This window comes from Pseudarthrobacter sp. rb (assembly GCF_056389225.1).
The window spans coordinates 39,008-63,064 of the sequence record NZ_JBWJAR010000013.1 but is presented as its reverse complement, the minus strand read 5'-3'; the positions used below and the strand labels follow the sequence as shown (position 1 = coordinate 63,064).

The 24,057-nt window shown below is 66.4% G+C and carries 22 protein-coding genes; 8 read left to right on the top strand and 14 right to left on the bottom strand.

Going from position 1 to position 24,057, the window contains the following annotated elements; genetic code table 11:
* Positions 1–11: 11 nt before the first annotated feature.
* On the bottom strand, positions 12–1,064 hold the full coding sequence (locus ACWRN3_RS16440) for a D-2-hydroxyacid dehydrogenase (RefSeq protein ID WP_476741311.1): 1,053 nt from the start codon (positions 1,062–1,064) through the stop codon (positions 12–14).
* Positions 1,065–1,485: 421 nt separating this feature from the next.
* Between ACWRN3_RS16440 and ACWRN3_RS16435 the strand changes: the two genes are divergently transcribed.
* Positions 1,486–2,058, top strand: coding sequence for a hypothetical protein (locus ACWRN3_RS16435; protein ID WP_476741310.1), 573 nt, complete (start codon positions 1,486–1,488; stop codon positions 2,056–2,058).
* 87 nt (positions 2,059–2,145) lie between these two features.
* On the opposite strand, the gene ACWRN3_RS16430 is transcribed toward ACWRN3_RS16435, so the two are convergent.
* From ACWRN3_RS16430 to ACWRN3_RS16420, 3 genes are read right to left on the bottom strand one after another with little or no spacing between them, the layout of a single operon-like run.
* The gene (locus ACWRN3_RS16430) at positions 2,146–3,123 is read right to left on the bottom strand and encodes a hypothetical protein (RefSeq protein WP_476741309.1); all 978 of its coding nucleotides are present in this window, start codon (positions 3,121–3,123) and stop codon (positions 2,146–2,148) included.
* A gap of 9 nt (positions 3,124–3,132) precedes the next feature.
* Positions 3,133–4,239 carry a GTP pyrophosphokinase gene (locus ACWRN3_RS16425; protein ID WP_324643712.1) on the bottom strand — a complete coding sequence of 369 codons (1,107 nt, stop codon included), beginning with the start codon at positions 4,237–4,239 and terminating at the stop codon, positions 3,133–3,135.
* 34 nt (positions 4,240–4,273) lie between these two features.
* The gene (locus tag ACWRN3_RS16420) at positions 4,274–5,263 is read right to left on the bottom strand and encodes a LacI family DNA-binding transcriptional regulator (protein ID WP_476741342.1); all 990 of its coding nucleotides are present in this window, start codon (positions 5,261–5,263) and stop codon (positions 4,274–4,276) included.
* 268 nt (positions 5,264–5,531) lie between these two features.
* Here ACWRN3_RS16420 and uriH point away from each other — a divergent pair, with 268 nt between their 5' ends.
* Genes uriH through ACWRN3_RS16405 form a run of 3 tightly spaced genes read left to right on the top strand, consistent with a single transcriptional unit; the run spans position 5,532 to position 9,043 of the window.
* A complete protein-coding gene (gene uriH, locus ACWRN3_RS16415) occupies positions 5,532–6,653 on the top strand; it encodes a uridine-preferring nucleoside hydrolase UriH (protein WP_476741308.1) in 1,122 nt (373 codons plus the stop codon).
* Positions 6,654–8,084: a uridine transporter UriT gene (gene uriT, locus ACWRN3_RS16410; protein WP_476741307.1), complete on the top strand. Its 1,431-nt coding sequence runs from the start codon at positions 6,654–6,656 to the stop codon at positions 8,082–8,084.
* On the top strand, positions 8,081–9,043 hold the full coding sequence (locus tag ACWRN3_RS16405; RefSeq protein WP_476741306.1) for a ribokinase: 963 nt from the start codon (positions 8,081–8,083) through the stop codon (positions 9,041–9,043). The genes uriT and ACWRN3_RS16405 overlap by 4 nt, the downstream gene beginning before the upstream one ends.
* A gap of 136 nt (positions 9,044–9,179) precedes the next feature.
* On the opposite strand, the gene ACWRN3_RS16400 is transcribed toward ACWRN3_RS16405, so the two are convergent.
* From ACWRN3_RS16400 to ACWRN3_RS16380, 5 genes are all read right to left on the bottom strand, one after another.
* Positions 9,180–10,262: a LacI family DNA-binding transcriptional regulator gene (locus tag ACWRN3_RS16400; protein ID WP_324643717.1), complete on the bottom strand. Its 1,083-nt coding sequence runs from the start codon at positions 10,260–10,262 to the stop codon at positions 9,180–9,182.
* 38 nt (positions 10,263–10,300) lie between these two features.
* Positions 10,301–11,206: a carbohydrate ABC transporter permease gene (locus ACWRN3_RS16395; protein ID WP_255173942.1), complete on the bottom strand. Its 906-nt coding sequence runs from the start codon at positions 11,204–11,206 to the stop codon at positions 10,301–10,303.
* On the bottom strand, positions 11,203–12,084 hold the full coding sequence (locus ACWRN3_RS16390; protein WP_255173943.1) for a carbohydrate ABC transporter permease: 882 nt from the start codon (positions 12,082–12,084) through the stop codon (positions 11,203–11,205). Before ACWRN3_RS16390 ends, ACWRN3_RS16395 begins: the two co-directional genes overlap by 4 nt.
* 9 nt (positions 12,085–12,093) lie before the next feature.
* Positions 12,094–13,428: an ABC transporter substrate-binding protein gene (locus tag ACWRN3_RS16385; protein ID WP_476741305.1), complete on the bottom strand. Its 1,335-nt coding sequence runs from the start codon at positions 13,426–13,428 to the stop codon at positions 12,094–12,096.
* Positions 13,429–13,492: 64 nt separating this feature from the next.
* A complete protein-coding gene (locus ACWRN3_RS16380; RefSeq protein ID WP_476741304.1) occupies positions 13,493–14,944 on the bottom strand; it encodes a family 43 glycosylhydrolase in 1,452 nt (483 codons plus the stop codon).
* A gap of 278 nt (positions 14,945–15,222) precedes the next feature.
* Here ACWRN3_RS16380 and ACWRN3_RS16375 point away from each other — a divergent pair, with 278 nt between their 5' ends.
* Complete coding sequence (locus ACWRN3_RS16375; protein WP_476741341.1) at positions 15,223–16,791, top strand: glycoside hydrolase family 32 protein; 1,569 nt, start codon at positions 15,223–15,225, stop codon at positions 16,789–16,791.
* 5 nt (positions 16,792–16,796) lie between these two features.
* On the opposite strand, the gene ACWRN3_RS16370 is transcribed toward ACWRN3_RS16375, so the two are convergent.
* The 4 genes from ACWRN3_RS16370 to ACWRN3_RS16355 form a co-directional block, all read right to left on the bottom strand.
* Positions 16,797–17,537: an SDR family NAD(P)-dependent oxidoreductase gene (locus ACWRN3_RS16370; protein ID WP_476741303.1), complete on the bottom strand. Its 741-nt coding sequence runs from the start codon at positions 17,535–17,537 to the stop codon at positions 16,797–16,799.
* 43 nt (positions 17,538–17,580) lie between these two features.
* Entirely contained in the window at positions 17,581–17,940 is a 360-nt protein-coding gene (locus tag ACWRN3_RS16365) for a hypothetical protein (RefSeq protein ID WP_476741302.1), read from the bottom strand.
* Between the two features lie 84 nt (positions 17,941–18,024).
* The gene (locus ACWRN3_RS16360; RefSeq protein ID WP_476741301.1) at positions 18,025–18,999 is read right to left on the bottom strand and encodes a hypothetical protein; all 975 of its coding nucleotides are present in this window, start codon (positions 18,997–18,999) and stop codon (positions 18,025–18,027) included.
* Between the two features lie 122 nt (positions 19,000–19,121).
* A complete protein-coding gene (locus tag ACWRN3_RS16355; RefSeq protein ID WP_476741300.1) occupies positions 19,122–19,778 on the bottom strand; it encodes a cyclodeaminase/cyclohydrolase family protein in 657 nt (218 codons plus the stop codon).
* A gap of 174 nt (positions 19,779–19,952) precedes the next feature.
* Between ACWRN3_RS16355 and ACWRN3_RS16350 the strand changes: the two genes are divergently transcribed.
* Together ACWRN3_RS16350 and ACWRN3_RS16345 are read left to right on the top strand one after the other, a co-directional pair.
* The gene (locus tag ACWRN3_RS16350) at positions 19,953–20,747 is read left to right on the top strand and encodes an alpha/beta hydrolase (RefSeq protein WP_476741299.1); all 795 of its coding nucleotides are present in this window, start codon (positions 19,953–19,955) and stop codon (positions 20,745–20,747) included.
* A gap of 36 nt (positions 20,748–20,783) precedes the next feature.
* On the top strand, positions 20,784–21,731 hold the full coding sequence (locus tag ACWRN3_RS16345) for a carbohydrate kinase family protein (RefSeq protein ID WP_476741298.1): 948 nt from the start codon (positions 20,784–20,786) through the stop codon (positions 21,729–21,731).
* 38 nt (positions 21,732–21,769) lie between these two features.
* Here the strand turns inward: ACWRN3_RS16345 and ACWRN3_RS16340 are convergent, their stop codons facing one another.
* Positions 21,770–22,639, bottom strand: a complete 870-nt coding sequence (locus ACWRN3_RS16340; RefSeq protein WP_324643729.1) for a ThuA domain-containing protein — start codon at positions 22,637–22,639, stop codon at positions 21,770–21,772.
* A 111-nt stretch (positions 22,640–22,750) separates the two neighbouring features.
* On the opposite strand from ACWRN3_RS16340, the gene ACWRN3_RS16335 reads away from it, so the two are divergent.
* Positions 22,751–24,043, top strand: a complete 1,293-nt coding sequence (locus ACWRN3_RS16335) for a C-glycoside deglycosidase beta subunit domain-containing protein (protein ID WP_255173953.1) — start codon at positions 22,751–22,753, stop codon at positions 24,041–24,043.
* Positions 24,044–24,057 lie beyond the last annotated feature (14 nt).

Here is a 24,057-nt window from a genome sequence, read left to right as displayed (position 1 = left end):
TCCGCCCAGCCCTAGTAGAAGTGGACGGTGTCCACGAGGTGGGGCAGGTCCCCGCCGTCGAGGAACGTCCGGAGATTGCTGCAGAACCGCTCCGTGATGAGGCGGTTCTCGGCGGCGCTGAGGGCCGAGGTGTGGGGTGAGACCATGACCTTGGGGTGGTTCCACAGGGGGCTGTCCTGCGGCAGTGGCTCCACGGCGAAGACGTCCAGGCACGCGTAGCCCACTTGGCCATTGTCCAGTGCCTCCAGCAGCGCATCCTCGTCCACGACGGTTCCGCGGCCCACGTTAACGAAGGTGGTCCCGGGCTTCATGGCGGCGAACATCTCCCGGTTGAACAGCTTTTCCGTGTAGGCGGTGCCGGGCAGAGTGTTGACGACGGCGTCTGCCGTGGCCAGGAGGGCGGGGAGGCCTTCGTTGTCCACGACGTGGTCGATCCCGTCGATGGGCTCCACGGTCCGCTTGGTGCCACTGACCTTCATGCCCAGCGCGCGGGCGATCCGGGCGGTTTCCAGCCCGATTTCACCGAGGCCGCTGATGACCAGGTTTGATCCGTTGACCAGACGGGTGGGGACCCGGAGGCTGGGCCAGGCCTTCGCGGCCTGGTCCTGGGCAAGTTCGGCGCTGCGCTTGAAGCCGTTGAGGATTCCCATCGCCGCGAACTCTGCGAGGGGCAGGGCGTGCACCCCGGCGGAGGTGGTGATCCTGAACTTCTGCAGGACGTCCTGGCTCAGGCCCGATGCCTTGACGGCTCCGCCCGCCCCGGCCGCCATCGCGTGGACCCACTCGAGCCTTGGGTTTTCCCGCGCGATGCGCGCCAGGCCGTCAGGATTCTCGTTCGGAAAGCCGTACAGCACCTCGGCGCTGTTGAGCATTGCCCAGTAGCGCTGTTCCTGTTCGTCCGTCCGTTTGAAGGCCGGATCCCCTGCGTGGTCGGCCGGGAAACGTTCGGGCGGCAGGAGGTCCGGCTGGTAGAGGACGTTGATGGACGGGTCAACGGCGCGGATCTGGTCCACAAGCTCTGCTTCGAGCGGGACGGCGATGGCCACGGTCTTGATGGAAGTCATGCGTACAGCATAGTGGTCAACGTTCGAAATAATGAACATTTGTGGACCTCCAACTGACGGAGGTGGCTTAGGCGGGTCCAGTTGCCCGCTACTGAGGCCACAGTCACAAGGGGAACCATCGGGATGGCGCCGGAGCGCCCCGCAGCATCCATCCGTCCCCTCGGCAGGGGCTGATTACGTCCTCGGAGGTAATTCATAAGGCCACCCCTAGTACTCGGAAATGAAAGAAGGGGAGTATTACCCCTAGTTGCTGCGTGACAACGGGTGGAGGATGGGCGAATTACGTCCATTCTGGAGGTCCGGATGCGCCATTTTCGATCCTTTTGCATTCCTGGAAATCTGCTGACCCTTTTTCATTTTGGCAGCGGCGTCTCTGCGGGTTCTTATCCACACGCCGGGCCAGCTGGGATCGCGGTGCGCCATGCCTGACGTCGCAGGAGGTCCTGAAGTGAATCCGGCGGAAGGGCGGTCGTCGGGTCAATCCTTCCCGCCCCAGGAGATCAATCACGGGCATGACCAGCTGACTTATGAAATGTTGACTGCCCGATTCCTTGCGCACGACGAATTGCTATGGCAAACGCCCGTTCTTGCCCTCACCGCGCAGTCATTCCTGATGACAATCTCACTGAGCCGCGACGTCGCCAACCTGGCGGCCGCAACTTCGGCAGGGCTGGCAGCAGTTCTCATACTCATGTCGATGCATTTACTTGGGAGGCATCGTTTTCTTGAACTCATTGAAAAACACAAGCTTATGGAACTGGAAAAATCCATGGGCATTGAGCCGCTGTCCACGCACTCTTGGGCGTGGAAATATGAGCGGGCCCCGCGTTTGGGACGTGCCTACCGGCCTGGAGACTACGGGCTGGAAAGCCCCCGGTATCTCCGCGTATTTTCCTGGCCAAGCTACGTCATTTGGCAAATCGGACTGACCCTGTTCGCCCTGGCCAATATCGGCATTTGCATATACAGGCTGTGGGCAATCGGCAGCGATTGAAGGGCCTTTTCGGCTGGAAGCAGTGACTGTTGGGCTGACTGCCGGCTGTGCGGTACCGGCCCGCCAAGAGGCAGGCCCCGCAGGTCTCTAATGGAATCCGGATCCACTTAACCCAACCAGGTTAAGTACGTCCTTCAGCATCGCCAGCGCCGCCCCCTTCGGGCTGGAGCGCCCGCCCTGGACGGTGATGTCCCCGGCGTCCGGGCAGCTGAAAACCATGGCCTTCTCCGGGCCCGCAATAGCAAAAAGCGGGTCCGCCGCTCCCACGGCTTCCAAGCGAACCGTAACCACCATGGGTCGCTCCAAGGATGCGGCCGCCACGGCGCGCAAACGAAGTCCGTCCCCAGCCGCCGTCAGCGCCCTGGCGGCCGTGGAAGCATCGATTGGCTCCGCCTCCACTGCAATCCGGGAGACGTCCCAGTTCCAGAGAAGCCCGGCGATAAGCCGCATCTTCGTGGCCGCATCCTTACCGGACAGGTCCGCGGAAGGGTCTGCCTCCGCGATGCCCCTGCGCTGCGCCTCCCGGACTGCGGACTCCAGCCCGGCGCCGCGGGACAGCTCATCCAGGATGAACGTGGACGTGCCGTTGGGGCAGGCCCGGACAGCGTTGCAGCCCATGCCCCGCAGTGCGACCCGGGCCATGTCCGCCGCGGGAAGCGCGGCGCCGGTAGCCCCGGAGATCCGGATGCGGCTCCCGCCATCGATGGCCGCACGCTCAAGGTCCCGCCAATGGCTGAGTACGTGGCTCTTGGTTGCTGTCACCACATCCACCCCGCTCCGGAGGGCAGAAACCGCCTCCTGCAGTGCACGCGCATGAGCCTCCGGCGAGGACGGCAGTGCCTGGACCAGGACGGAGGCGCCGGTCCGGGCCAGTGTCTCCTCAGCGGACCTGACCGGCTCCCATGCAGAACGCGCAGGCGCAGCGGAACCGGGCGCAAGGAAGACTTCCGTCCCGTGGCCCCGGACGGCGGCAATCTGCAACAGGGGACCCTGCTCCAGGACAACCTCGGCAAAGGCGCGGCCCACGGCACCGAAGCCGGACAGCACCAGCCGCACGGGTTTCACCAACGGCCCTTACTTCTTCGTCATCCTGTACCGCTCGATCTGCCGCAACCGCCGCAGGAGGCTGTCGCGCCGCGGGTGCGGGACGGCGTCGGGATCTTCCGCGGTGAGGTCGATGTGCTTGGTGCCGTACTGCCAGAGGAGAAGGTCGTCCAGGAGCCGGTCCGGGCCGGGGGAGTAGCGGTGGTCCAGGGCCTTGCGGACCTCCGTGATCTGGTTGGCGCTGAGCAGCCCGGCCAGCTGCATGGTCTGGTTGAGCCCGTGCGCGGCGAGAAGCTCGGCAGCCCAGCCCCAGTCATCGTCCACCTTCCGGTCCACGTGCGGGAGCAGGGTCCGCCAGACGTCCCGGATCCGGTTGGGCGTCAGCGGGGCCGCGCCTTCGCCGTCCATGTCCCAATAGCCGCGGACTTCCTCGTAGCTTTCGTGAAGGTCGGAGAAGGCGGTTTCCACGGTTTCCAGCATGGCGGCGGTGGCGGTGAACTGCCGGTCGAAGTGCGGCGTCCAGGCGCGCGGGTCCTCGGCCTTGAACCGGATATCGTGCTCAATCTCGCTCCACGCATGCGCGAAGATGGTGCGGATCTGGCACTCGAAGAAGTAGCTGCCGTTGGGCTGCAGATCCGGGTTGAAGACCTGCTGGTACTCCTTGACGGCTTCATTCTGGATGGTGCGCAGGATCAGGTGCCGGCTCGAATACCCGTAGGTTCCTGACTCGATGGAGCCAATGTCCTTTTCCCGGTCGCCGCGGCAGTCGAAAAGCTGCCGCTGGCGCTTGATGACATTGGCCACCGCGGCATTCTCCGCCGGCAGCTTGGTGATCACCCGGATGCCCACCATGTCATTGAGCGTGCGGAACGGGTCCGGAAACTTCAGGAGCCTCCGCCCGCCCGGTTCAAGCGGCTCCTCGGTACGCGAGATCTTTTCCTTGAAGGATTCCACTGTCTTGGTGCGGCCGGTAACGAACAGCGGCGTGACCTCGCTGTCCTTCAGCATGTCCCGCAAAACAAGCAGGACATCACGGGTAACCAGCTTCAGGGCAGGCCGGACGCGCTCATAGATCTCCACGTTGTGCTGCACCGACTCACGCAGCGGCTCGTCCAGGCTTTCCCAGTTACTCGGCATGATCCCAGCTTACGGCCGGGGTCCGACAGGAAGCCTACGTTGCGGCTGCTGACGTGGACCCGCGCACCACCAGCGATGTCTCCAGGGTGACGCCGCCGGACCCCAGCGACTTCCCCTCCATGAGGCCGCGAAGCTGCTCCCCGGCCTTCTGACCCAGGGCGGTGGCCGGCAGGTGCACACTGGTCAGGCCCGGATTGCTCGTAGCCGAATAGGGCAGGTCGTCGAACCCGGCCACGGCCAGCTCCCCGGGGATCCGGATTCCCCCAACCCGCGCTTCCTGCAGCACCCCGTACGCGTGGGTGTCGGTGGCGCAGGCGACGGCGGTTACCCCCGCGCGCTGCCAGTCCGGCCACGCTTCGGCGAACGCGCCCGCCGCCGCGCCGACGTCGATGGTGGTGCTGATAATGCGTTCCGGGCTTACGGTGACGCCACGGGAGGCGGCTTCCGCCAGGAACGCTGCGCGCCGGACCGCGAACGTCCCGGTGCCGGTCACGCTGTCCACATAGGCAGCTTCCCTGTGCCCGGCGTCGGCCAGGTGCGCCGCCAGCTGGCGTGCCCCGCTGGCCACATCCAGGTTCACGGAGGGCGCGTAGGACTCCAGCCCCGGCGCATCAAGCAGGACAAGGGGCGACGGCGACGCCAGGTCTTCGAGGAACCCCGCGTTGGGTGCGTCCACCAGCAGCCCCGCCGGCCGCAGGGACATCAGGCGCCGGACGTCGTCGGCCTCCGGAAACTCGCCGGCCTCGGTGACGGACAGCAGCAGCTGGTACTGCGGGCCCAGCGATTCCCGCACCCCGGCAATCACCTTGGCAAAGAACGGGTTGGAGATGTCCGGCGCCACCAGGATCACGATCGAGCTGACCCCCTTGGCCAGGGAACTGCCGATCCCGTCCACCACGTACCCCAGCTCCGCAATGGCCTCCCGTACCCGGGAAATGTTGTCCTCGGCCACGCGGCCGGCTGTCTTGCCATTGGCCACCAGCGACACCGTGGCCACCGAAACGCCGGCCCGCGCAGCGACCATCGCCGCCGTCACCCGCCGCGGCCGTGGCCGTTGCTGCTGCACCTGTTCCCCGGAATCCATACTTTGATCGTAGTAGGCACGGCCGGGCACCGGTCCCGCCTCAAAAAGATGGGCATGGTGAGAGTGGTGAACTTCTATGCCCACCAAGGCATCAAGCGTTTGACGTGCGGTAATGCCGAGGCAACGTTAAGCGTTTGACGTACACCACAAAACCCTGCCATGATCACTCCCGGAATACTCAAGACCCCTGCCTCCCCGGCAGGCCCCAATGACGTGGAGCACCATCGTGGAACCAAATCCCCAAGCGAGCCAGCACCGGACGGGTTCAACAGAACCCCGGAAGATCATCCTGGACTGCGACCCCGGCCACGATGACGCCGTGGCCCTGCTGCTGGCACACGGCAACCCCAACCTCGAACTGCTGGCCGTCACCACGGTGGTAGGCAACCAGACCCTCGAAAAAGTCACCCGCAACGCCCTGGCCGTCGGCACCATCGCCGGCATCACCGGCGTCCCCTTCGCGGCCGGCTGCCCCCGCCCGCTGGTCCGCAGCATCGAAACAGCACCGGACATCCACGGCGAGTCCGGCATGGACGGCCCCGCCCTGCCCCAGTCCACCATCGAACTGGACCCGCGCCACGCCGTCGACCTCATCATCGACACCGTCATGGCGCACGAGCCCGGCACCGTCACCCTCGTCCCCACCGCCGGCCTGACCAACATCGCCATGGCTGCCCGCAAGGAACCGCGCATCGTGGAACGCGTCAAGGAAGTGGTCCTCATGGGCGGCGGCTACCACGTGGGCAACTGGAGCGCCGTGGCCGAGTTCAACATCATCATCGACCCCGAGGCCGCCCACATCGTCTTCAACGAGAAGTGGCCCGTGGTCATGGTGGGCCTGGACCTCACCCACCAGGCGCTGGCCACCCCGGAGGTCGTGGAGAAAATCGCCGCCATCGGCACCGGGCCCGCCAAGTTCGTCACCGAACTGATGGACTTCTTTGCCCACACCTACAAGGACGCGCAGGGCTTCGACTACCCGCCGGTCCACGATCCCTGCGCCGTCGCGTACGTCATCGACCCCAGCATCGTCAGCACCCGCAAGGTCCCCGTGAACATCGAACTCCAGGGCACGCTGACCCTGGGCATGACCGTGGCAGACTTCCGCGCCCCCGCACCCGCCGACTGCCACACCAGCGTGGCCGTGGACCTGGACCACGGACGGTTCTGGGACCTCGTCACCGACGCGCTGGTCCGCATCGGGGAGCCGGGCGCCAACACCACAGCGGACGACGGCGGCACGCACCAAGGTGCAGAGCGCACCCAGGGCAGCACGGCCGACGTCGTACGCCCGGAAAGTGCCCGCCTCACCGCCGGAGGGGTCAAGTAAATGACGACCGCAACCATAACTGAAACCAAGACCGGCCGCGGCAACATCGCCGCCCTCATGACCGCCCTGCTGGCCGCCTGCGTGGCGTTCCAGCTCAACGCCTCGATGCTCAGCCCCGCCCTGGTGACCATGGGCGAGGAACTGAAGACTGACCAGGCCGTCATCGGCCTCTCCCAGACCTGGTTCTTCACCGCCGCTGCGCTGTTCTCCCTGTTCCTGCCGCGCCTCAGCGACATCGTCGGCCGCAAGAAGGTCCTGGTGGGCATGATGCTGCTCATGGCCGTGGGCTCCGTGATCGCAGCCCTCGCCCCGGACGTCACCTGGCTGTTCGTGGGCCGCATCATTCAGGGCGTCAGCGGACCCACCGTGCCGCTTTGCCTGATCATGCTGCGCTCGGCCGTGAGCAACCCCCGCAAGTACGGAACGCTGATGGGCCTGATCACCGCGGTCAACGGCGGCGTGGCCGGGGTCGACTCCTTCGTGGGCGGCTACTTTGCGGAGCACTTCGGCTTCCGCAGCATCTTCTGGCTCATGGTTGTGCTGGCCGTCGCCGCCACGGCCCTCATCATGATCCTCGCCTCCGAGAGCAGGCCTGCCGCCGGCACCCGGATGGACTGGCTGGGCGTGTTCTTCATCGTGGTGGCCGTCGGCGCCCTGCTGACCGCGCTCAACGAAGCCGCCAAGCTGGTGGCCGGCTTCTCCGCCGCAACGCTGATGCTGAGCCTGGCGCTGGTCCTGGTTTCCGCCGTCGCGTTCTTTGCCTTCTGGCGGACCGAACAGCGGGCCGCGCAGCCCATGGTGGAAACCGTGCACCTGCGCCAGCGCTCCACCTGGGCTCCGCTGCTGACCACCACGCTGACCATGACCGGCATCTTCGCCGTGATCAACGGGATCGTCCCCGCCTACGTCCAGGCCGCAAACCCCGGGTTCGGCGTGGGCCCCACCGAGATGTCCCTGATCATCCTCACCCCGTACGCCCTGCTCGGCTGGCTGGTGGGCCCGCTCAGCGGCAAGCTGGCTCCGGTCCTCGGCTACACCAAGGTGCTGCGGATCGGACTCCTGGGCAGCATCGCCGCGCTCGCCGTCATCGCCTTCCTGGGCCTGCACAGCCTGCCGATGATGATTGCCGGAACGGTCTTGCTGGGCATCATGTACGCCGGTACGGTCAACATCATGCTCAACGGACTCGGCGTTGTCCTTTCACCCGCCGGCAACCCCGGCTTCCTTCCCGGCATGAACGCCGGCGCCTTCAACCTCGGCGCGGGCCTGAGCTTCCTCATCCTGCCCGCCGTCCTGGTGGCGACCTCCGCACTCGGCGATGCGACGGCGTCGTACCTGACCGTCGTGGTGGTCGGCCTGGCGCTGACCGTGGCAGCGTTCGCAGCGTCGCTGCTGATCCCCAAGCCGGTTGAGGCCGAGGTAGCCCCATGAGTGCTGCCGCTGCCGCTTCAGGCCGGATCGTCGTCGTCGGCTCCCTGAACGCCGACCTCACCATCTACTGTGAGCGGCTCCCGCAGCCCGGCGAAACCGTGCAGGGCAACGGCTTCGCCGTGAACCCCGGTGGCAAGAGCGCCAACCAGGCCGTGGCCGCGGCCCGGCTGGGCGGCCACGTCAGCCTGGTCGGTGCCGTGGGGGAGGACGCCAACGGCAACATGCTCGAGGCCTCGGTGGCCGGCGCAGGCGTGGACGTCAGCCATGTCCGCACGTCCAGCGAGCCCACAGGTGTCGCCGTGATCGCCGTGGACGCCCGCGGCGAGAACAACATCATCATCTCGGCCGGTGCCAACGGCACGTTGTCCCCGGCGGACGTGTTTGGCGCCGCGGACGTGCTGGAGGGGGCTGCCGTGGTGAGCCTGTGCCTGGAGGTCAGCACGGACACCGTGCTGGCCGCCGCACAGGCAGGGCACGACGCCGGCGCAACAGTTTTGCTGAATCTCTCGCCGTATGCAGAGATCCCGTCAGCCCTGGCCGGGTTGGCGGATGTTCTGCTGGTCAACGCGCATGAGGCCGCGCTGTTCCTGGCTTCTGAAATCCCGGGGGCGGACGCTCCTGCTGAGGAGTGGGACGCGGTGCGGGAGCGGTTCGCCGGCCACGGAATCCGGCAGGTCCTGGTGACGCTGGGCTCGCAGGGGTCCGTGGTGCTGGACTCGCTGGCCGTGCCCGGCGCCCGGGTGACCCGTGTGCAGCCCACGACGGTTGGTGCCGTGGACACCACTGGGGCCGGGGATGCCTTCACGGGTGCCGTTGCGGTCCGGCTGGCGGCGGGCGATGCACTCGCGGATGCCGCAGCATTCGCCTCCGTTGCCGCGGCGCTGGCCACCACCCGCAAAGGGACGCAGGCGGCGTACCCGGAAGCGGCCGACGTCGAACGCCGCCTCCGCACGTCCTAGCCCACGCACCTTCTAAAACCCATTCATTGCTCCCCACCGGCACCCTAGCCTCGCAAGCTCGGCCAGGGAACCCTGCCGGCGTGGGCCCAACGCCCTTTTCGTGCGTCAAAACGGCGTTTGCGGAGCAACCGATGGGCTACGCGTGGGCCTGGGCCTGGGCGGACGCGCGTTCCACGGCGGGGCAGTGGATCTTTGCCGGGCCGCCGGGGGCGGGATCGATTCCCAGCAACACCCGCACGCCGGCGGCACCGAGTTCGTAGTGCGGGAGGGCCACGGTGGACAGCGGTGGCCGGAGGTGTGCGGCAATGACTTCCTGGTTGTCGAAGCCCACCACGGCGATGTCGCCGGGGATGGACAGCCCGTGTTCGCGCAGGCCGTCGTAGAGGCCCATGGCCATCCGGTCGTTGTAGCAGAACACGGCCGGTGCCCCGCGCTCGAGCAGCCCGGCCGTGGCCAGGTAGCCGCCCTCCTGGTCCGGATAGGCCTCCATCACCAGGTCCGGGTCGAACGGAATGCCGGCATTCTCCAATGCCTGCCGGTAACCGGCCAGCCGCCCGTCCTTGGCCGGTGCCGGGATGGTGGCGTTAATGAACGCGATCCGCCGGTGGCCGTGCGCCAACAGGAGTTCTGTCGCTGAGCGGCCGCCCTGGACCTCGTCCGGAACCACGGCCCGGGCGCCCTGTTCGTTGGAGAAGCAGTTCACCAGGACGAAGTCCGCTTCCCGCAGCGGGGCCGGAATGTCCGTCTGGCGGTGGAACCAGGTGGAATAGAGGATGCCGCGCACCTTGTACTCCAGCATCATGGCGATGGCGTCCTGCTCCAGTTCACTGTTGCCCTCGGTGTTGGCGATGAGCAGCGCGTACCCGTGCTTCCACGCCTCATCCTGCGCCCCGTGGATGATCTGGCCGGCAAAGGGCGTGGTGGCCACGCCGTCGGCCACCAACCCGATGAACTTGGACGTCCCGCTGACCAGTGTCTTTGCCATCGCGTTGGGCCGGTAGCCCAGCGCGCGGATGGCGTCCTTGACCCGTTGGCGGGTTTCCTCCGCGATCCGGGCATCCTTTTTCTTGTTGACCACCAGCGAGACCGTGGCGGTGGAAACACCGGCTGCTTCGGCCACGTCCCGGAGGGTAACGGGATGCGGCCGTTCCGGCGCTTTCGGCGAGGGGCGCTGTGGTCCGCGTGCGGATGCCTCCGCGCCATTCTCCATTGAACTCATCTGCCCTCCTTCAGGAGTATAACCATCGGCAGTGGCGGTCATCCCTTGGTCGCCCCGCTTTCGAGTCCCTGGATCATGGCCTTGTTGAGCACCAGGAACACCAGCAGCAGCGGGGTGATGGTGACGCAGACGGCGGCGAACGTGGCCGTCCAGTCCACCTTGCCCATGGCCCCGATGTAATTCTGCAGCCCCAGCGGAATGGTCTTCAAATCCTCCGACAGGACGAACGTGTTGGCGAAGATGAAGTCGTTCCAGATGAAGATGCTGTTGACCAGCACCACGGTGACCACGGTGTTTACGGACAGTGGAAGGGTGATCAGCCCGAAGATCCGGTAGGGCCCCGCGCCGTCCAGGGACGCCGCCTCGTACGTCTCCTTCGGGATGTACTCGTAAAACGAGGAGAACAGGTACACGGACATCGGCAGCGAAAAACCAGCCAGCGGGATGATCATCGACTGGTAGGTGTCCAATAGGTTCACCTGCGAATAGTCGATGAACAGCGGGACCAGCGCGATCTGGACAGGGACGATGATCCCGATCAGGAACAGCCCGCGGACCAGTTTGCTGAGCCGGAACCCCAGCACCTGGATGGCGTAGGCGGCCATCATCCCCAGCAGGACGATCAGGACGTTGGCGCCCATGGTCACCACGAAGCTGTTCAGGATGTTCCGGCCCAGGTCCCCCGTTTCGAAGGCCCTTGCGTAGTTCTCCCAGGTCAACGAGCCGGGCAGCGCGAACGGGTCCCCGGTGGCGAAGTCCTGTTCGGTGCGCAGGCTGGTGAGGAACAGCCAGGCCAGCGGGTACACCTGCACGATCACGATCAGCATGATCAGTACGCGGGACAAGGTGCGGAACAAGTCCGGCCGGCGCTTGCGGCGCTGCAGTGGCCGCCTTGGAGGTTCGACGGCGGTTGGCCGGGTTGGCGGGGCTGCCTGGGTGATCATGCGTCTGCCTTCCGCTTGAGCAGGAACAGGATGAGGCCGACGGCGACGAGGCACTCGACCACAATGAACACCGAGATGGTGCTGGCATAGCCGAAGTCCGTGCTGGTGAAGGCCGTCTTGTACATGTAGGTGGTGAGCAGTTCAGAGGACTGGCCCGGGCCCCCGTTGGTCATCAGGTAGGGGATGTCGAAGCCGCGCAGGCCGTAGGTGGTGGCCATGATGGTGGTGGTGATCCACACCGGCCGGATGTACGGGAACCGGATCCTGGTGAACAGGGTCCACCGGGAGGCCCCGTCCAGGACCGCGGCCTCTTCGAGCTCCTTGGGGACCGCGAGCAGCGCCGCGTAGATGATCAGCATGTAAAGCCCCGTGAAGCGCCAGCCTTCCGGAGCGGAGACGGCGGCCAGGACCGTGCCCACGTCAGAGAGCCAGGGCCGTTCCAGGCTGCCCAGGCCAACCCAGGCGAACAGCTGGTTGAGCAGGCCCACCGGTTCCAGGGAGTAGATCCGGACGAACAGGAAGGCGATGGCCACGGTGGAGATCACGGCCGGGAGCAGGTACAGGGTCTTGATCAGCTCCCGTCCGCGGCGGAGGGAGGTGAGCAGGCTGGCCACCAGCAGGGCGCCACCGAGTTGCAGGACCAGGCAGATGGCCAGGTAGACCAAAGCGTTCCCAAAGGCACGCCAGAAGATGTCATCACCGGTGAACATCCTGAGGTAGTTGTCCAGGCCGACGAATTCCATGTCGCTGATGCCGTTCCAGGAGAAGAAGCTCAGGACCAGCGACTGGAGGATGGGGAAGAGGACCGCTGCGCCGTAAAGCAGGAGCGGGGGGAGCAGGAAGACCAGGACCGAAGTCCGTGACCTGTTGGGCAGCATGGCGGACCTTTACTTGAAGAACTTGGGGGCGTTCTGGGCGATGGTGCTGTCCAGGGTGTCCGTGAACTGTTGCGGCGTGATTTCGCCCTGTACCAGGAGGACAAGCTCCTGCTGCAGCCGGCCGTTGGTGGTGGGGTCCAGCTGGGTGTCCCATGGCATGGCCTGCTTGTCGCCGAGGGCCTTGGCCTGGTCAAGGGCCTTCCGGTACAACGGGGTGGCGTTGGCCGGGATGGTGGTTTCGACGTCGGTGGTGGGGGAGAGCGCGCCGGTGGCCGCATATTCGGCGGGGTACTTCTGCAGGGCGAACTTCAGGAAGTCGCTCACCAGCGGATCGTAGGTCTTGGCGTTGACGGCCATGCCGATGCCCGACGGCGACACGAACTCGTTCGCGGCTGTCACCGACCCGGCGGTGGTGGGCAGGGTGAAGAAGTCGATGTCGTTGCGCACGGCGGGGTCCAGCTTGTCCGTGGCCAGGCTGGGCAGCTCCCAGGTGCCGATGTTATACATGGCAGCCTGCCCGGATGTGAACTGGTTCTGCGCGTCGGAGTAGCCCTGGGCGGAGAAGCCGTCCTGGAAGCACTTGGCCTTGCCCAGTTCCGCCATCCAGTTGACCGTCTTCTGCCCTGCGGCGTCGGTGAACCTGGCGTCGCCCTTCTTCAGTTTCTGGACGAGGTCAGGCCCGGCTGCCCGGAAGGGCTGGTAGGCGACATACCGCTCCAGCGGCCACTGGTCCTGCCCGTCGATGGCGATGGGCGTGATGCCCTTGCTGCGCAGCGCCGTGCACATTGCGGGGATGTCGTCCAGGGACGTGGGCACCGCTACCCCGGCCTTCGCCAGCAGCGCCTTGTTGTACCACATGAACTCCAGTTCGAACTGGAACGGGATCATGTACAGCGACCCGTCGTCGAACCGCTGGTAGTCCAGGGCTCCGGGGCGGTAGTTGTCGTAGACCCCCAGGGTCTTCAGGAGCTTTCCGGCATCCAGCATCTTGCCCTGCTTCGCCAGCTGCTGGGCGAAGGGCGTGGCGTCGGTGTCGAACAGTTCGGGCAGCTTGTTCGCCGCCGCCAGGGTTTCGAGCTTCTGGATGTAGGACGGCCGGTCCGGGGTGGTGATGAGGTTCAGCTTGAAGCCCGGGTGGTCCTTGCCGTAATCGTCGGCCAGTTTCTTCATGATGTTGATGACTGCGCCATCGGCCGGGCGGGACAGCAACCACGATATTTCGCGGGGCTTGATCTCTCCCGTGGGGGCGACGTTGGCGGTGTTGGTGGCGCCTCCGCCTCCGCAGCCTGTCAGGGCAAGGGCGGTAACTGCTGCCACGGCGGCAGCGCGGAACAGGGTCTTCATTGCGGCAATCTCCTTTGATTGGAGTGGATCTTCCTAAAACGGGTCGGGTGGAACGGAGGGGTATTCAGTTGTTGGTGCGCTTGCGTACTTCAAACTGGGTGACGGTGGCCGAGCCTTCGCCGGCGAACACACCAATGGCACCGCCGGGGAGGTCGTAAATGCGGGTGCTGAGGGCCACCTGGCGGTCCACGACGGCGACACACAGGTCTTGGTCCACCACTACTTCCAGCGTGTGCCGGCCTGGCGGGAGGTGGCACGGGCGTTCCAGTTCGATGGCGAACGGGACGTCCCCGGAGACATGCCACTGGGCGTCCCCGTGGGCGGCCCGGGGCCAGCGGTCGAAGACCATGCGTCCGCGTTTGGGCTCGAGGCGGAGGATGTAGGAGTGGTCGCCGTCCGGGGTGGAGCGCAGCAGTAGTCCGCATTCAGTGGTGCCGGGGCCGATGTCCAGTACCGCCCTGGCGTAGAACTGGCTGGGAAGTTCAGTGGTGGCAACGGCGGCGCTGTAGCCGTCCGGGACATCGAGCCGGAGGGGCAGCCTGCGGTCAACCGGCTGGCCCTCCAGTTCCAGGGGCACCTCGTCCCGGAAGCTGTCCACCAGCTCGTCGGCGAACCCGAAGGCCAAGGTCCCGTCGGCGTTCTGCCGTGCCTCCAGGACCGCCATGGTGCCCGCCCACTGCCAGGCGCCGTCGTCGGAATTTCCTTCCTTGCTGGCGATCCAGCCGAAGAAGAACCGGCGGCCGTCCCGCTCCGCGGTTTTGGAGGCGTAAAAGGCGCGCCCGTCGATGCTGTCGCGGGCCGGGACCGTCCAGGGGCCGGTGGGGCTTTTGGCCATGCGGTAGCGGGTTGTGAACGTTTCGGAAAACTCGGAGTAGACCATGTACCACCAGCCGCCCCACTCGAACACGTCCGGGCATTCGTGGGTGACGTAGCGGCGGGGATCCCAGAACGGGTCGGTGTGGGTCCAGGTCATCAGGTCGGTGGACACGCGTTGTGCGATGACGCCGCGCCGGCGCTCTGGGCCGTCGGCATGCCTGGCGGCCAGGAGCATCCGCCACAGCCCCGCGTCCTCGTCACGGAAGACGAAGGGATCGCGCCAGTCGGCTGACCCGTAGCCGTCCGGTGCGCCGAAGGCGAGCTCGGGGTGTTTCGACCACGTGCCCGTCCCGTCGGTGCTGGTTGCGTGCATGACCAGCTGCAGCGGCAGGCCGTCCGGTCCCAGGTTGTCGGGGTTCTGCCCTGTGTAGAACAGGTGGTGCACGCCGGACTCATCGGCCACGATGCTGCCGGTGTAGCAGTTGAAGTCCGGGTCCTCCGCAGACCCGTGGGGAAGCGCCACGCCGTGGTCCTGGAACTGGATGAGGTCCTTGGTGGTCACCAGGTTCCAGGCGGTTCCCGGCTTGGGCTCGCTGCGGACCTCGTGAAGGTAGAAGAGCTGGAACTCGCCGTCCTTCTGGAAGGGGATCAGGTCCCCAACCCAGGCATCGGCGGGCTGGAAGAAGACTGGATAGCTCATCGGCGGTGATGTCCATTTCTGCTAAAGCGTTTGATCACCCTGAAGGTAGCGTCTATTTGGTGGCTGATCAAGCGTTTTAGCAAAAATACTCTCCACGGTGGCTCAGGCGGGAAATGTGACGGGCGCTCCTTCGGCCCAGACCCTTGACCGCTTGGGTTCCCTGTCGCTAGCCTCTCTTGCTTAAGCGCTTAATCAACGTGGATCCATGGGCTCACTACGGTTCGGTCCCCCTTGAGCGCTCTCCGGCAAAGCCGCCGCCCCACGAGAGGAAGTCAATGATGACCTACGCCATCTCCCGCCGCCATGTCCTGCAGGGGACCGGAGCCGGGGCCCTCGCCCTGCTCGGTAACAGTACCCGGCGCGGGACCCCTGCCAAGGCGCAGCGGTCCCTGCGTGCGCATTTCCACATGACCCCGCCGTCGGGCTGGCTGTGCGATCCGCAAAGGCCCGTTTTCCTCGACGGCACCTACCACCTCTACTACCTGCATTCCGCGCAGAACAATGGTCCCGGCGGCTGGGACCACGCCACCACCGCGGACGGCGTCGCCTACGCACACCATGGCGCAGCATTGCCGCTGCAGCCGGACTTTCCCGTCTGGTCCGGCTCGGCCGTCGTGGACAGCGACAATACGGCCGGCTTCGGGGCGGGCGCCCTGGTTGTCCTGGCGACACAGCCCACCGATGGAATCCGCAAGTACCAGGAGCAGTATTTGTATTGGTCAACCGACGGCGGCTACACCTTCACTGCCCTGCCTGCTCCCGTGATCCCCAATGCCGACGGTCGGACCGCCACCACGCAGGCGGAGATCGATAATGCGGAATGGTTCCGTGACCCGAAGATCCATTGGGACAAAGCCCGCGGGGAGTGGGTATGCGTCATCGGCAGGGCCAGGTACGCGGCCTTTTACACCTCGCCGAATCTCCGCGACTGGCAGTTGAAACGGAACTTCGACTACCCCAACCACGTGCTGGGCGGCATCGAATGCCCGGACCTTTTCGAGATGACCGCCGGCGACGGCACCCGGCACTGGGTGCTTGGCGCCAGCATGGATGCCTACAACATCGGACTGCCCATGACGTACGCCTACTGGACGGGAACGTGGGACGGGCAGCAGTTCCTTGCCGATGACGTGGCCAACCCGCAGTGGCTGGACTGGGGCTGGGACTGGTACGCGGCGGTGACGTGGCCGGCCGTGGAAGCACCGGACGCACGGCGGTATGCCGTGGCGTGGATGAACGACTGGAAGTACGCGGGCCGGGATGTCCCCACGGATGCGACAGATGGCTACAACGGGCAGAACTCCATCGTCCGGGAGCTGCGGCTGGAGCGCCAGGGCGGAAGCTGGTACACCCTGCTGAGCAGCCCGGTTGCCGCGCTCACCGGCTACGCCACCTCCGCCACAGTGCTTCCTGACCGGACAGTGGATGGCAGCACCGTCCTGCCGTGGCATGGCAGCGCCTACGAGTTGGAGCTGGACATCTCCTGGGACACGGCGGCAAACGTGGGGGTATCGGTTGGCCGCTCTGCGGACGGCAGCCGCCATACGAACATTGGCAAGTACGGGGCCGAGGTGTATGTCGATCGTGCACCGTCGGACCGGGCAGAGTGCCCGCTGGTGCCCTACACGCGCGCAGCGGCACCCATAGATGCCGCTGCGCGGTCGGTCCACCTTCGCGTCTTCGTGGACACCCAAAGCGTGGAAGTATTCGTGAACGCCGGCCACACGGTGCTCTCCCAGCAGGTGTATTTTGCCGACGGCGACACCGGCATATCGTTGTACACCGACGGCGGTCCGGCAACCTTTTCCGGGATCACCATCCGCGAATTCGCGGCCACGGTCGCCTGATTACCTCAGCCCAGGCCCTCCAGCGTGACGCCGGTGTGCTCCGCGAGCCGGGACAGCAGGGCGTCCTGGAACCGCGGATCATTGGCGGCCGGGTGCGGGGCCTGGAGGTGCTGGTGGTACCAGTAGCCCCCGCTGGCCAGGGCGGCCGGGTCATTACTGGTGGCCAGCCATTCCTGGGTGCGGTGGCCCAGTTCCAGGCTGTCCGGGGCCGACCGCCCGCCCATCCGGGTGGGCACCCAGCCGGGATCCACCGCGTTGCTGGCGACGCTCGGCACCAGCCGGGCCACTGCTGCCGACAGCGCAGTGACGTGCAGCTTGGTGGTGGAGTAGGAAGCCGTCGTCGTGCGTCCTGCCCAGTCCAGGCCGTCCAGGCCGGTGTCGCCGCCCCGGTGCATGCCGCTGCTCAAGTAGATGAGCCGGCGGGGGCCGGGAATGAGTGCTGTCAGGAGGTACGGGGCCACCACGTTCACCGGCAGCAGCGCCGCGCCGCTGAGGACGCCGGCATTGTGGATGACGGCGTCGATGCCGCCGATTCCGTTGACGTTCTCCGCGATCTTCCGGACGTCCGCCAGCATGGCCAGGTCCCCGACAACGCTCTGCGCCCCGCGGTCCAGCAGGTGCTGGACTGCGGGGATCCGTTCCGGGGACCGTGCGTGCACGATGACCTCGTGGCCGTCCCGCAACAGCGTGTCCGCGGCCGCGTGGCCAAGTCCGTCGGTGGATCCGGTGATGAAGACGCGTGCCATGCTGGGCCCTTCCTCTGCCTGGGTTTTCCTTACGCTACCCGGATCAGCCGCGCTTCCGGCCCAGGATCAGTGCCAGCAGTCCTCCGAAGACCAGAAACAGCAGGCCCACCACCAGCAGGCCCGTGTTGACGCCGGTGTCGGCCGGAGGCTTGGACTCGGAATCGCTGGCCACTGCCGGTACGGCGTCCCCGGCGGCTGCCGCGATGTGAGTGGTGCGGCCGGAGGGCTGGACCACGGAAGAAACCGTGCCGCCCAGGAAGGGGGTGGGGGCGTGGGTGGCGGAAATCGTGGCCGACGTTGCCGGCGTGGTGCCGGCGGCATGGGCGGCTGCGCCGTTGGAGGCCAGAAGGCCGCCTGTGATCACGGCGCTGAGCAGGCATCCACGGATAGTGCGGTGCATCATTTGGGGTTCTCCTGAAAGTTGGATCGGGCCTACTGCTTAGCCCGGGACTGGCTCATTCCGCGTTGGGGCGCAGAGGGGCCTCAATCAGTCAGGAAAGGATCCGGGGTAGAAGGACACGGGGGCCGGCGCAGTGGGCAGGCTGCCCTGGACCGCGGTTGAGCCGGCCGCCGGCATGTGCAGGTTTTGGCCGTCCAGCCAAGCGGGCATGGCGCTGCCATTGCGGGACAAATTGCTTCCGCCGGTGGCACCTGGCACGCCGGGCAGCAGATCAGCCGGCCCGCGGGACGGCGGGTTGTGCGGATCCGTACCCCTCAGGAGGGGCCTCCCGGCGGACGGCTTCATCCCCGGGCCGCACGGCAGGCTATTGCTGTGAAACTTCCCATGGGACAGCGGGATCTCGTGGAGGGTCGGGGCGGAGGCCGGCGCTGTGCCGGGGATCCCAACTTCCAACCCGGCTGCCCCAACTTCCAGTCCGGCCAGCCCGGCAGGCGCGGCACCGGCCTGCGGATTGTCGACACCCGCGGGGAGGGGTGCCGTGGTCGGGGGCGGGGGTGCAATGGGTGCCGGCAAAGGAACGGCGCTGATGACCGGTTCGAGGACCGGAGCAAGCGGCTCCAGGACCGCGCCTGCCACGGGAACAACGGCTCCCACCGTTTCGCCGGCAACGCCGTCCACAGTGCCAATGGCGGGATCAACCACTGCGGACACGGCTCCTGCCGGTACCACGGTGCTGAACACCGGAACAGCCTGCACAACGTCGTCGGCCACGGCGGTGACGTCCTCCACGGGCGGGCGGAGGGGAGGCAACGCTACAGGTGACGGGGCGTCTGGGGCGCTTGCCGGTCCGGATTCGACTGGTTCCAGGACGTCCGAGGCCTGGTGAGTGAGGGTGGCGGCGGCCGATGCCAGCGTGGACGGGCCGGCACCCGGAAGCGGGTCGCCGGGAGCGGAGGTATCAGCGGATGCGCCCGCGGCGGACAAAGCGATCCACGATGCGGCTGCCGCCACCGCGAGCAAGAGGGGGCGCAGGAACGCCCAGGCAGCCAGTCTTGACTTCACCTAGTACGCCTCCCCCCAGAGTTACCTGCAAACAATGCTGCCCACCATAAGCACAGCCGTGCAGCAGAGTCCAACCACCTGGGGAAGGCAATCAATACCAGGCGGTCACATGTCTGCCCTGCTCAGGCGGCGTCGGTCGGGGCGGCACGGTGGTCAATGTCTGCGGTCAGGGTGTCGATGCGGTCCATGGCTTCGCTGAGTTTCTGGACGGCGGCCCACAGGTCCGGCTGCTGCTGACGGACCTGCTCCAAGGTGGCCCCGGTGGAGCGGAGGGATCCGAGGTCGAAACTGACATTGGTGCGGGCGCCGGCCACGGCCGCGCGGAGGGCGCCGAACGCGACCACGACGTCCGCGACCAGTGAGCGGTTGCCGTTGGTGGCCAGCCAGGCGAGGTCGTCAATGGCTTCGATGGCCCGTTCGCCCAGGACAGCGGATGCGGCCGCAGCCTCCACGGATGCCCGGCGGATGGCTTCGTCCCGTTCCGGGCCCGGCTCGCGCCGGAAGGCCGCACCGAAGGCTTTGGAAGCGGACGCGTCGGCATCTGCCAGCTGCAGGGCTTCCCGGCGCAGCGCCCGGGCGCGTGTCCGTATCCCGGCCGGCTCCCCGCCGTCGTCCTCCCCGTTGCCGCTGTAGCCGGCGACCATGGACGTCAGCGACGCCGCCACCGCCAGCATCAGACCGGTCCCCGCGCCCCCGCCCGGCGAACCCGTGGACTCCGCCAGCGCGCGTGTCCACTCCTCAACAGTCGAATCCTGGGTGGTTATTTCAGCCTCTTCCATGCCGGTAACCGTGCCCACAAGGGCCACCGGCTAAACGGAAACAGCCGCAATGCCCGCGCTGGCCCAGTTATGGCTGCGGGACCCTGGGAAGTCCAAGGTCCCGCAGCCCATGCCAGGGGCAAAAGTGGGCCAGTCTGACGCCGTCCCGCGACGGGCGCCTGTAGTGTCGGCAAGGTGCAGCGGCATAGTTACCAGTACGGTCAGGACCCCAGCCAGTGGGGTGAGCTTTTCCTCCCGGATCTCCCTGTGGGCAGCAAGCATCGGGGTGTGGTGGTGGTGATCCACGGCGGCTACTGGCGCTCCACCTACGGCGCCGAACTGGGGGAGCCGCTGGCGAAGGACCTGGCGGAGCACGGGATGGCCGCCTGGAACCTGGAGTACCGCCGGGCGGGCAACGGCGGGGGCTGGCCGGGCACCTTCCAGGACATCCTTGCGGGCATCGACAAGCTTGCCGCGCTCGCAGGGCCGCACTCGCTGGACTTGGGCAAAGTGGTGGCGCTGGGACATTCTGCCGGCGGCCACTTGGCGGTGTGGGCTGCGGGCAGGGACCGACTGGTCGGGCTTGGGGCGGCGGAGGCCCGCCAGATGGAGAACACGAACGACGCCGTCCGCCTCACCGGGGTGGTCAGCCAGTCCGGCGTGCTCAATTTGGCCGAAGCCGAAAGGCTGGGCCTCAGCAACGGCGCCGTGGGCAATTTGCTGGGCGGACCGTCGTCGGACTTCCCCGGGCGCCACCGCGTGGCCGACCCGATGGCCGCACTGCCGCTGGACGTTCCGGTCTACGCCCTCCACACGACGGAAGATGAGGATGTTCCCCTGGGCATGTCCACGACGTATGTGGAAGCCAGCCGTTCCGGACCCGTTCCTGCGCGGCTGATTACGGTGCCGGGGGACCACTTCGCGCTCATCGATCCCGCCGCGGAGGCCTATGTGACGTGCCGGGAACTGGTTGAAAAGCTGCTCGGCTGACACGAACTGCTGACGCCGGCCTCTTTCTGGCAGAGTATGACCATGCTCACAGTGATCGGCGAAGGCCTTGTTGACGTTGTCCAGCGCGCTTCCGGGATCGAGGCCCACGTGGGTGGCAGTCCCCTGAATGTCGCCGTGGGCCTGGCCCGGCTGGACCACCCGGTGCAGTTCATCGGCCGTTACGGCCGCGACGCGTATGGGGACTCCGTGGCTGCGCACCTGCGCGCCAGCTCCGTCATGCTGCCGATGCCCCCGGACGAGCTGCCCACCAGCGTGGCCACCGCACTGATTGACGACGACGGCGCCGCCACCTACACCTTCGACCTCGCCTGGGAGCTGCCGCACCTGGCAGACCGGCTTGGCTTCATGCTGCAGGGAACCACCCTGCTGCACACCGGTTCCATTGCCACCATGCTGGTGCCCGGTGCAACCGAAGTGCTGGCCGCCGTCGAATACGCCCATCCGTCCGCCACCATCAGCTTCGATCCCAACTGCCGGCCCAGCATCATCACGGACGTGGACTTTGCGCGGCGGCAGGCGGAAAAGTTCGTGACGTTGTCCGACGTGGTCAAGGCTTCGGATGAGGACCTTGCCTGGCTTTATCCGGAACAGGATGTGCTGGATTCGGCCCGCAAGTGGCTGGCGCTCGGCGGGGAAGAAGGTCCGGCGATGGTGGTGGTCACCCGCGGCGCGGACGGGCCATGGGGCGTGTGCCGTGCCGGCGAAGCCGCCATTCCTGCGCCCAGGGTGGAGGTGGCGGACACCGTGGGGGCGGGGGATTCCTTCATGGCGGCGCTGCTGTCCGGCCTGGTGGACCGGGAGCTGGACGGCGCCCAGAACCGGCAGGACCTGCGCGACCTTCCCGTCGAAGGACTCTCCGAACTCCTGGAACATGCCGCCCGCGCCGCTGCTGTCACCGTGTCCCGCCCGGGTGCCAACCCGCCGACCCGGGAGGAACTCCACGGGGCTGAAACGGAAGCCTGAGGGAGCACCCCGAGCCGGCGGGGCGATGGGGCCGGTCCCTACCCCTCGTGGTTGTAGTAGGGCCAGGGCAGGAAGCGGCGCTCACCGCGGCGGTCCGGCCCGTCGAGGGTGACTTTTCCGGTGGCGGCCCACTCCACACCGCGCGGGAACATCCGGATGAACTCGATGCGCCGGAACGTGTCGATGTCGTGGCCGATGGTAATCGTGAAGCTGCGGCCGCTGCCATAGTCGTTGATCCAGGCGAGTGGCTGCTGCGTATTGATCCCGGGAAGGTTGGCGAGGCCTCCCTCGGGGATATCCACCGGGTAATGCGGCATGGGCCACATGGGCGCATTCTCGTAGGACTCCAGGTCATCGAATACTGACAGCAGCATTTCCGCGCCGTCGTACAGCTGCACGCCGGTCAGGATGTCGTCACCGGTGACGGTCCATGTCCCGCTGACGCCCTCGGTGATGGGATGGCGGGGCCCGGCGGTTTGCAGCCGGGCCTCACCCCAGGGCCGCGGCCGCAGCCCGGTGGGCACACTGAGTTTCGCGCCCCGCATGACGTTGTACTCCTCGGGGTAGCCCCAGTCGTCCTCCTGGACGGCCGAGCCGTGAAACCATACGATGCCCTTCCCGTCCTCATGGACAAACTTCAGCAGCGCGGCATCGGTTTCGGCACCGAAGCCCACCGCCTTTTCGTGGTACCCGTCCCGCCCCTCGAACACCACCAGGACCACGTCGTACTTATCGATGACGCCGGCTCCCAGTCCGCGCGGATCCTCCACGACGCGCACGTGGAACCTGCCCGTGTCCTCCAGGACAGCGGTAAGCCATTGGTTGTGCGCCCGGAAGCTGCGGAATTCGTTGTCATGCTCCCGGGTCATGTGCCCCGACAGGATAAGTGCCTTCAACTTTTCGGCCACTGCTGCCCGCTCCCTGCTCCTCGAGAGTTTTGGCGAAAGCCTACATACTTTAGTTTGAAAAAGACATAATGGTTGCTACGATCGGCATGCCCCTACAGAGAGTGAGCAACGATGCTTCTCGAAAGAGACCTCATCCAGTCCGCAGGCTTCCGCAACGTCACGGAAGGAGGGCGGGTAACCGGCTTCCAGTTCCGCGTCCGGATGCCCTCCTACCGGGGCATGGCGGCTTCCCTGGTCGATGGCGTCGCTGTGCGCGTCGGCAACCTGGTGGACGTGGGTCCGGACATTCCGTTGTGGACCTTTGGCGGACGGACCTTTTCCCTGCCGGAGCTGTGGGGCAGCGAAGGGGTCCGCTGGCCGCTTGAGGAAGCGGCGGTGATAACGGTTCCGTTCGACGGCGGCCTTCCGCAAGGTGTCCATGAACTGAGCATCGAGCTGCGGTTACGGATGTCCTACATACCTGTGGAGCACCAGCCCACCATCCACCGGGTCAGCCGCAAGGTCACGCTGGCGCCCGAAGGCGGCGACGGGACGTTCCGCTATGGAGTTTCCCTCTATAGCTACATGGGCGATTACGGCACAGTCCTGGACCTGGAAAGTGCCTTGGCCCACGTGGCTGATGTGGGCGCAACGGGGGTAGAGATCCTCGGCGAGGGGCACGTTCCCGGCTATCCTGAGCCCTCGCCGGCCTGGATCGACACATGGTTCAACCTGCTGGAAAAGTACTCCCTGGAGCCCACCAACTACGGTTCCTGGATTGATACCAGGCTCCACCCGGGCCGATCGATGACGGCCGCCGAAGGCGCGCAGGCCCTGCAGAGGGACCTGAAACTCGCCCACCGGCTGGGCTTCAGCTTTGTCCGGCCAAAAATCGGCGTGGTCTCCAGCGACCTCGTGCCGGACCCCATCTGGACTGAATCGGTGGAACGCTCCCTTGACCTGGCCCACGAGCTGGGAGTGGTCATCTGCCCCGAGATTCACTCTCCCACGCCCATCAAGCACCCGGTGGTGGATGACTACATTGGGCTCATTGAGCGGACGGGAACCAAGAACTTCGGCCTGCTCATCGACACCGGAATTTTCCAGGACCGGCCCATACCGCTGCGTGAAGGTGAGACCCGGGAAAGCCGTCCGGCGTTCCTTGACGGCATCGGCGTAAACCCCGCGGACTTCAAGGACATTGCCCAATATGTGGTGTTCATCCAGGCGAAATTCCACGACATTAACGACCGGCTGGAAGACCAGCAGATTCCCTGGCGTCGCGTGCTCCAGGCACTGAAGGACTCCGGCTATACCGGCTACCTCTCCAGCGAATACGAAGGCGAACGCACTCCTTGGCGGGCAATCGAGCAGGTGCGCCGCCAGCATGCCCTGATCCGCCGCATCACCTCCGAACTCGACTGACCATCACCATCCCA

Coding starts and splice junctions, on each gene's coding strand:
- uriH (WP_476741308.1), top strand. CDS start 5,532: ATGACGTGGAGCACCATCGTGGAACCAAATCCCCAAGCGAGCCAGCAC.
- ACWRN3_RS16355 (WP_476741300.1), bottom strand. CDS start 19,778: ATGGAAGAGGCTGAAATAACCACCCAGGATTCGACTGTTGAGGAGTGG.
- ACWRN3_RS16370 (WP_476741303.1), bottom strand. CDS start 17,537: ATGGCACGCGTCTTCATCACCGGATCCACCGACGGACTTGGCCACGCG.
- ACWRN3_RS16435 (WP_476741310.1), top strand. CDS start 1,486: ATGCCTGACGTCGCAGGAGGTCCTGAAGTGAATCCGGCGGAAGGGCGG.
- ACWRN3_RS16380 (WP_476741304.1), bottom strand. CDS start 14,944: ATGAGCTATCCAGTCTTCTTCCAGCCCGCCGATGCCTGGGTTGGGGAC.
- ACWRN3_RS16375 (WP_476741341.1), top strand. CDS start 15,223: ATGACCTACGCCATCTCCCGCCGCCATGTCCTGCAGGGGACCGGAGCC.
- ACWRN3_RS16420 (WP_476741342.1), bottom strand. CDS start 5,263: ATGGTCGCTGCGCGGGCCGGCGTTTCGGTGGCCACGGTGTCGCTGGTG.
- ACWRN3_RS16395 (WP_255173942.1), bottom strand. CDS start 11,206: ATGATCACCCAGGCAGCCCCGCCAACCCGGCCAACCGCCGTCGAACCT.
- ACWRN3_RS16345 (WP_476741298.1), top strand. CDS start 20,784: ATGACCATGCTCACAGTGATCGGCGAAGGCCTTGTTGACGTTGTCCAG.
- ACWRN3_RS16425 (WP_324643712.1), bottom strand. CDS start 4,239: ATGCCGAGTAACTGGGAAAGCCTGGACGAGCCGCTGCGTGAGTCGGTG.
- ACWRN3_RS16390 (WP_255173943.1), bottom strand. CDS start 12,084: ATGCTGCCCAACAGGTCACGGACTTCGGTCCTGGTCTTCCTGCTCCCC.
- ACWRN3_RS16440 (WP_476741311.1), bottom strand. CDS start 1,064: ATGACTTCCATCAAGACCGTGGCCATCGCCGTCCCGCTCGAAGCAGAG.
- ACWRN3_RS16365 (WP_476741302.1), bottom strand. CDS start 17,940: ATGATGCACCGCACTATCCGTGGATGCCTGCTCAGCGCCGTGATCACA.
- uriT (WP_476741307.1), top strand. CDS start 6,654: ATGACGACCGCAACCATAACTGAAACCAAGACCGGCCGCGGCAACATC.
- ACWRN3_RS16400 (WP_324643717.1), bottom strand. CDS start 10,262: ATGAGTTCAATGGAGAATGGCGCGGAGGCATCCGCACGCGGACCACAG.
- ACWRN3_RS16385 (WP_476741305.1), bottom strand. CDS start 13,428: ATGAAGACCCTGTTCCGCGCTGCCGCCGTGGCAGCAGTTACCGCCCTT.
- ACWRN3_RS16335 (WP_255173953.1), top strand. CDS start 22,751: ATGCTTCTCGAAAGAGACCTCATCCAGTCCGCAGGCTTCCGCAACGTC.
- ACWRN3_RS16405 (WP_476741306.1), top strand. CDS start 8,081: ATGAGTGCTGCCGCTGCCGCTTCAGGCCGGATCGTCGTCGTCGGCTCC.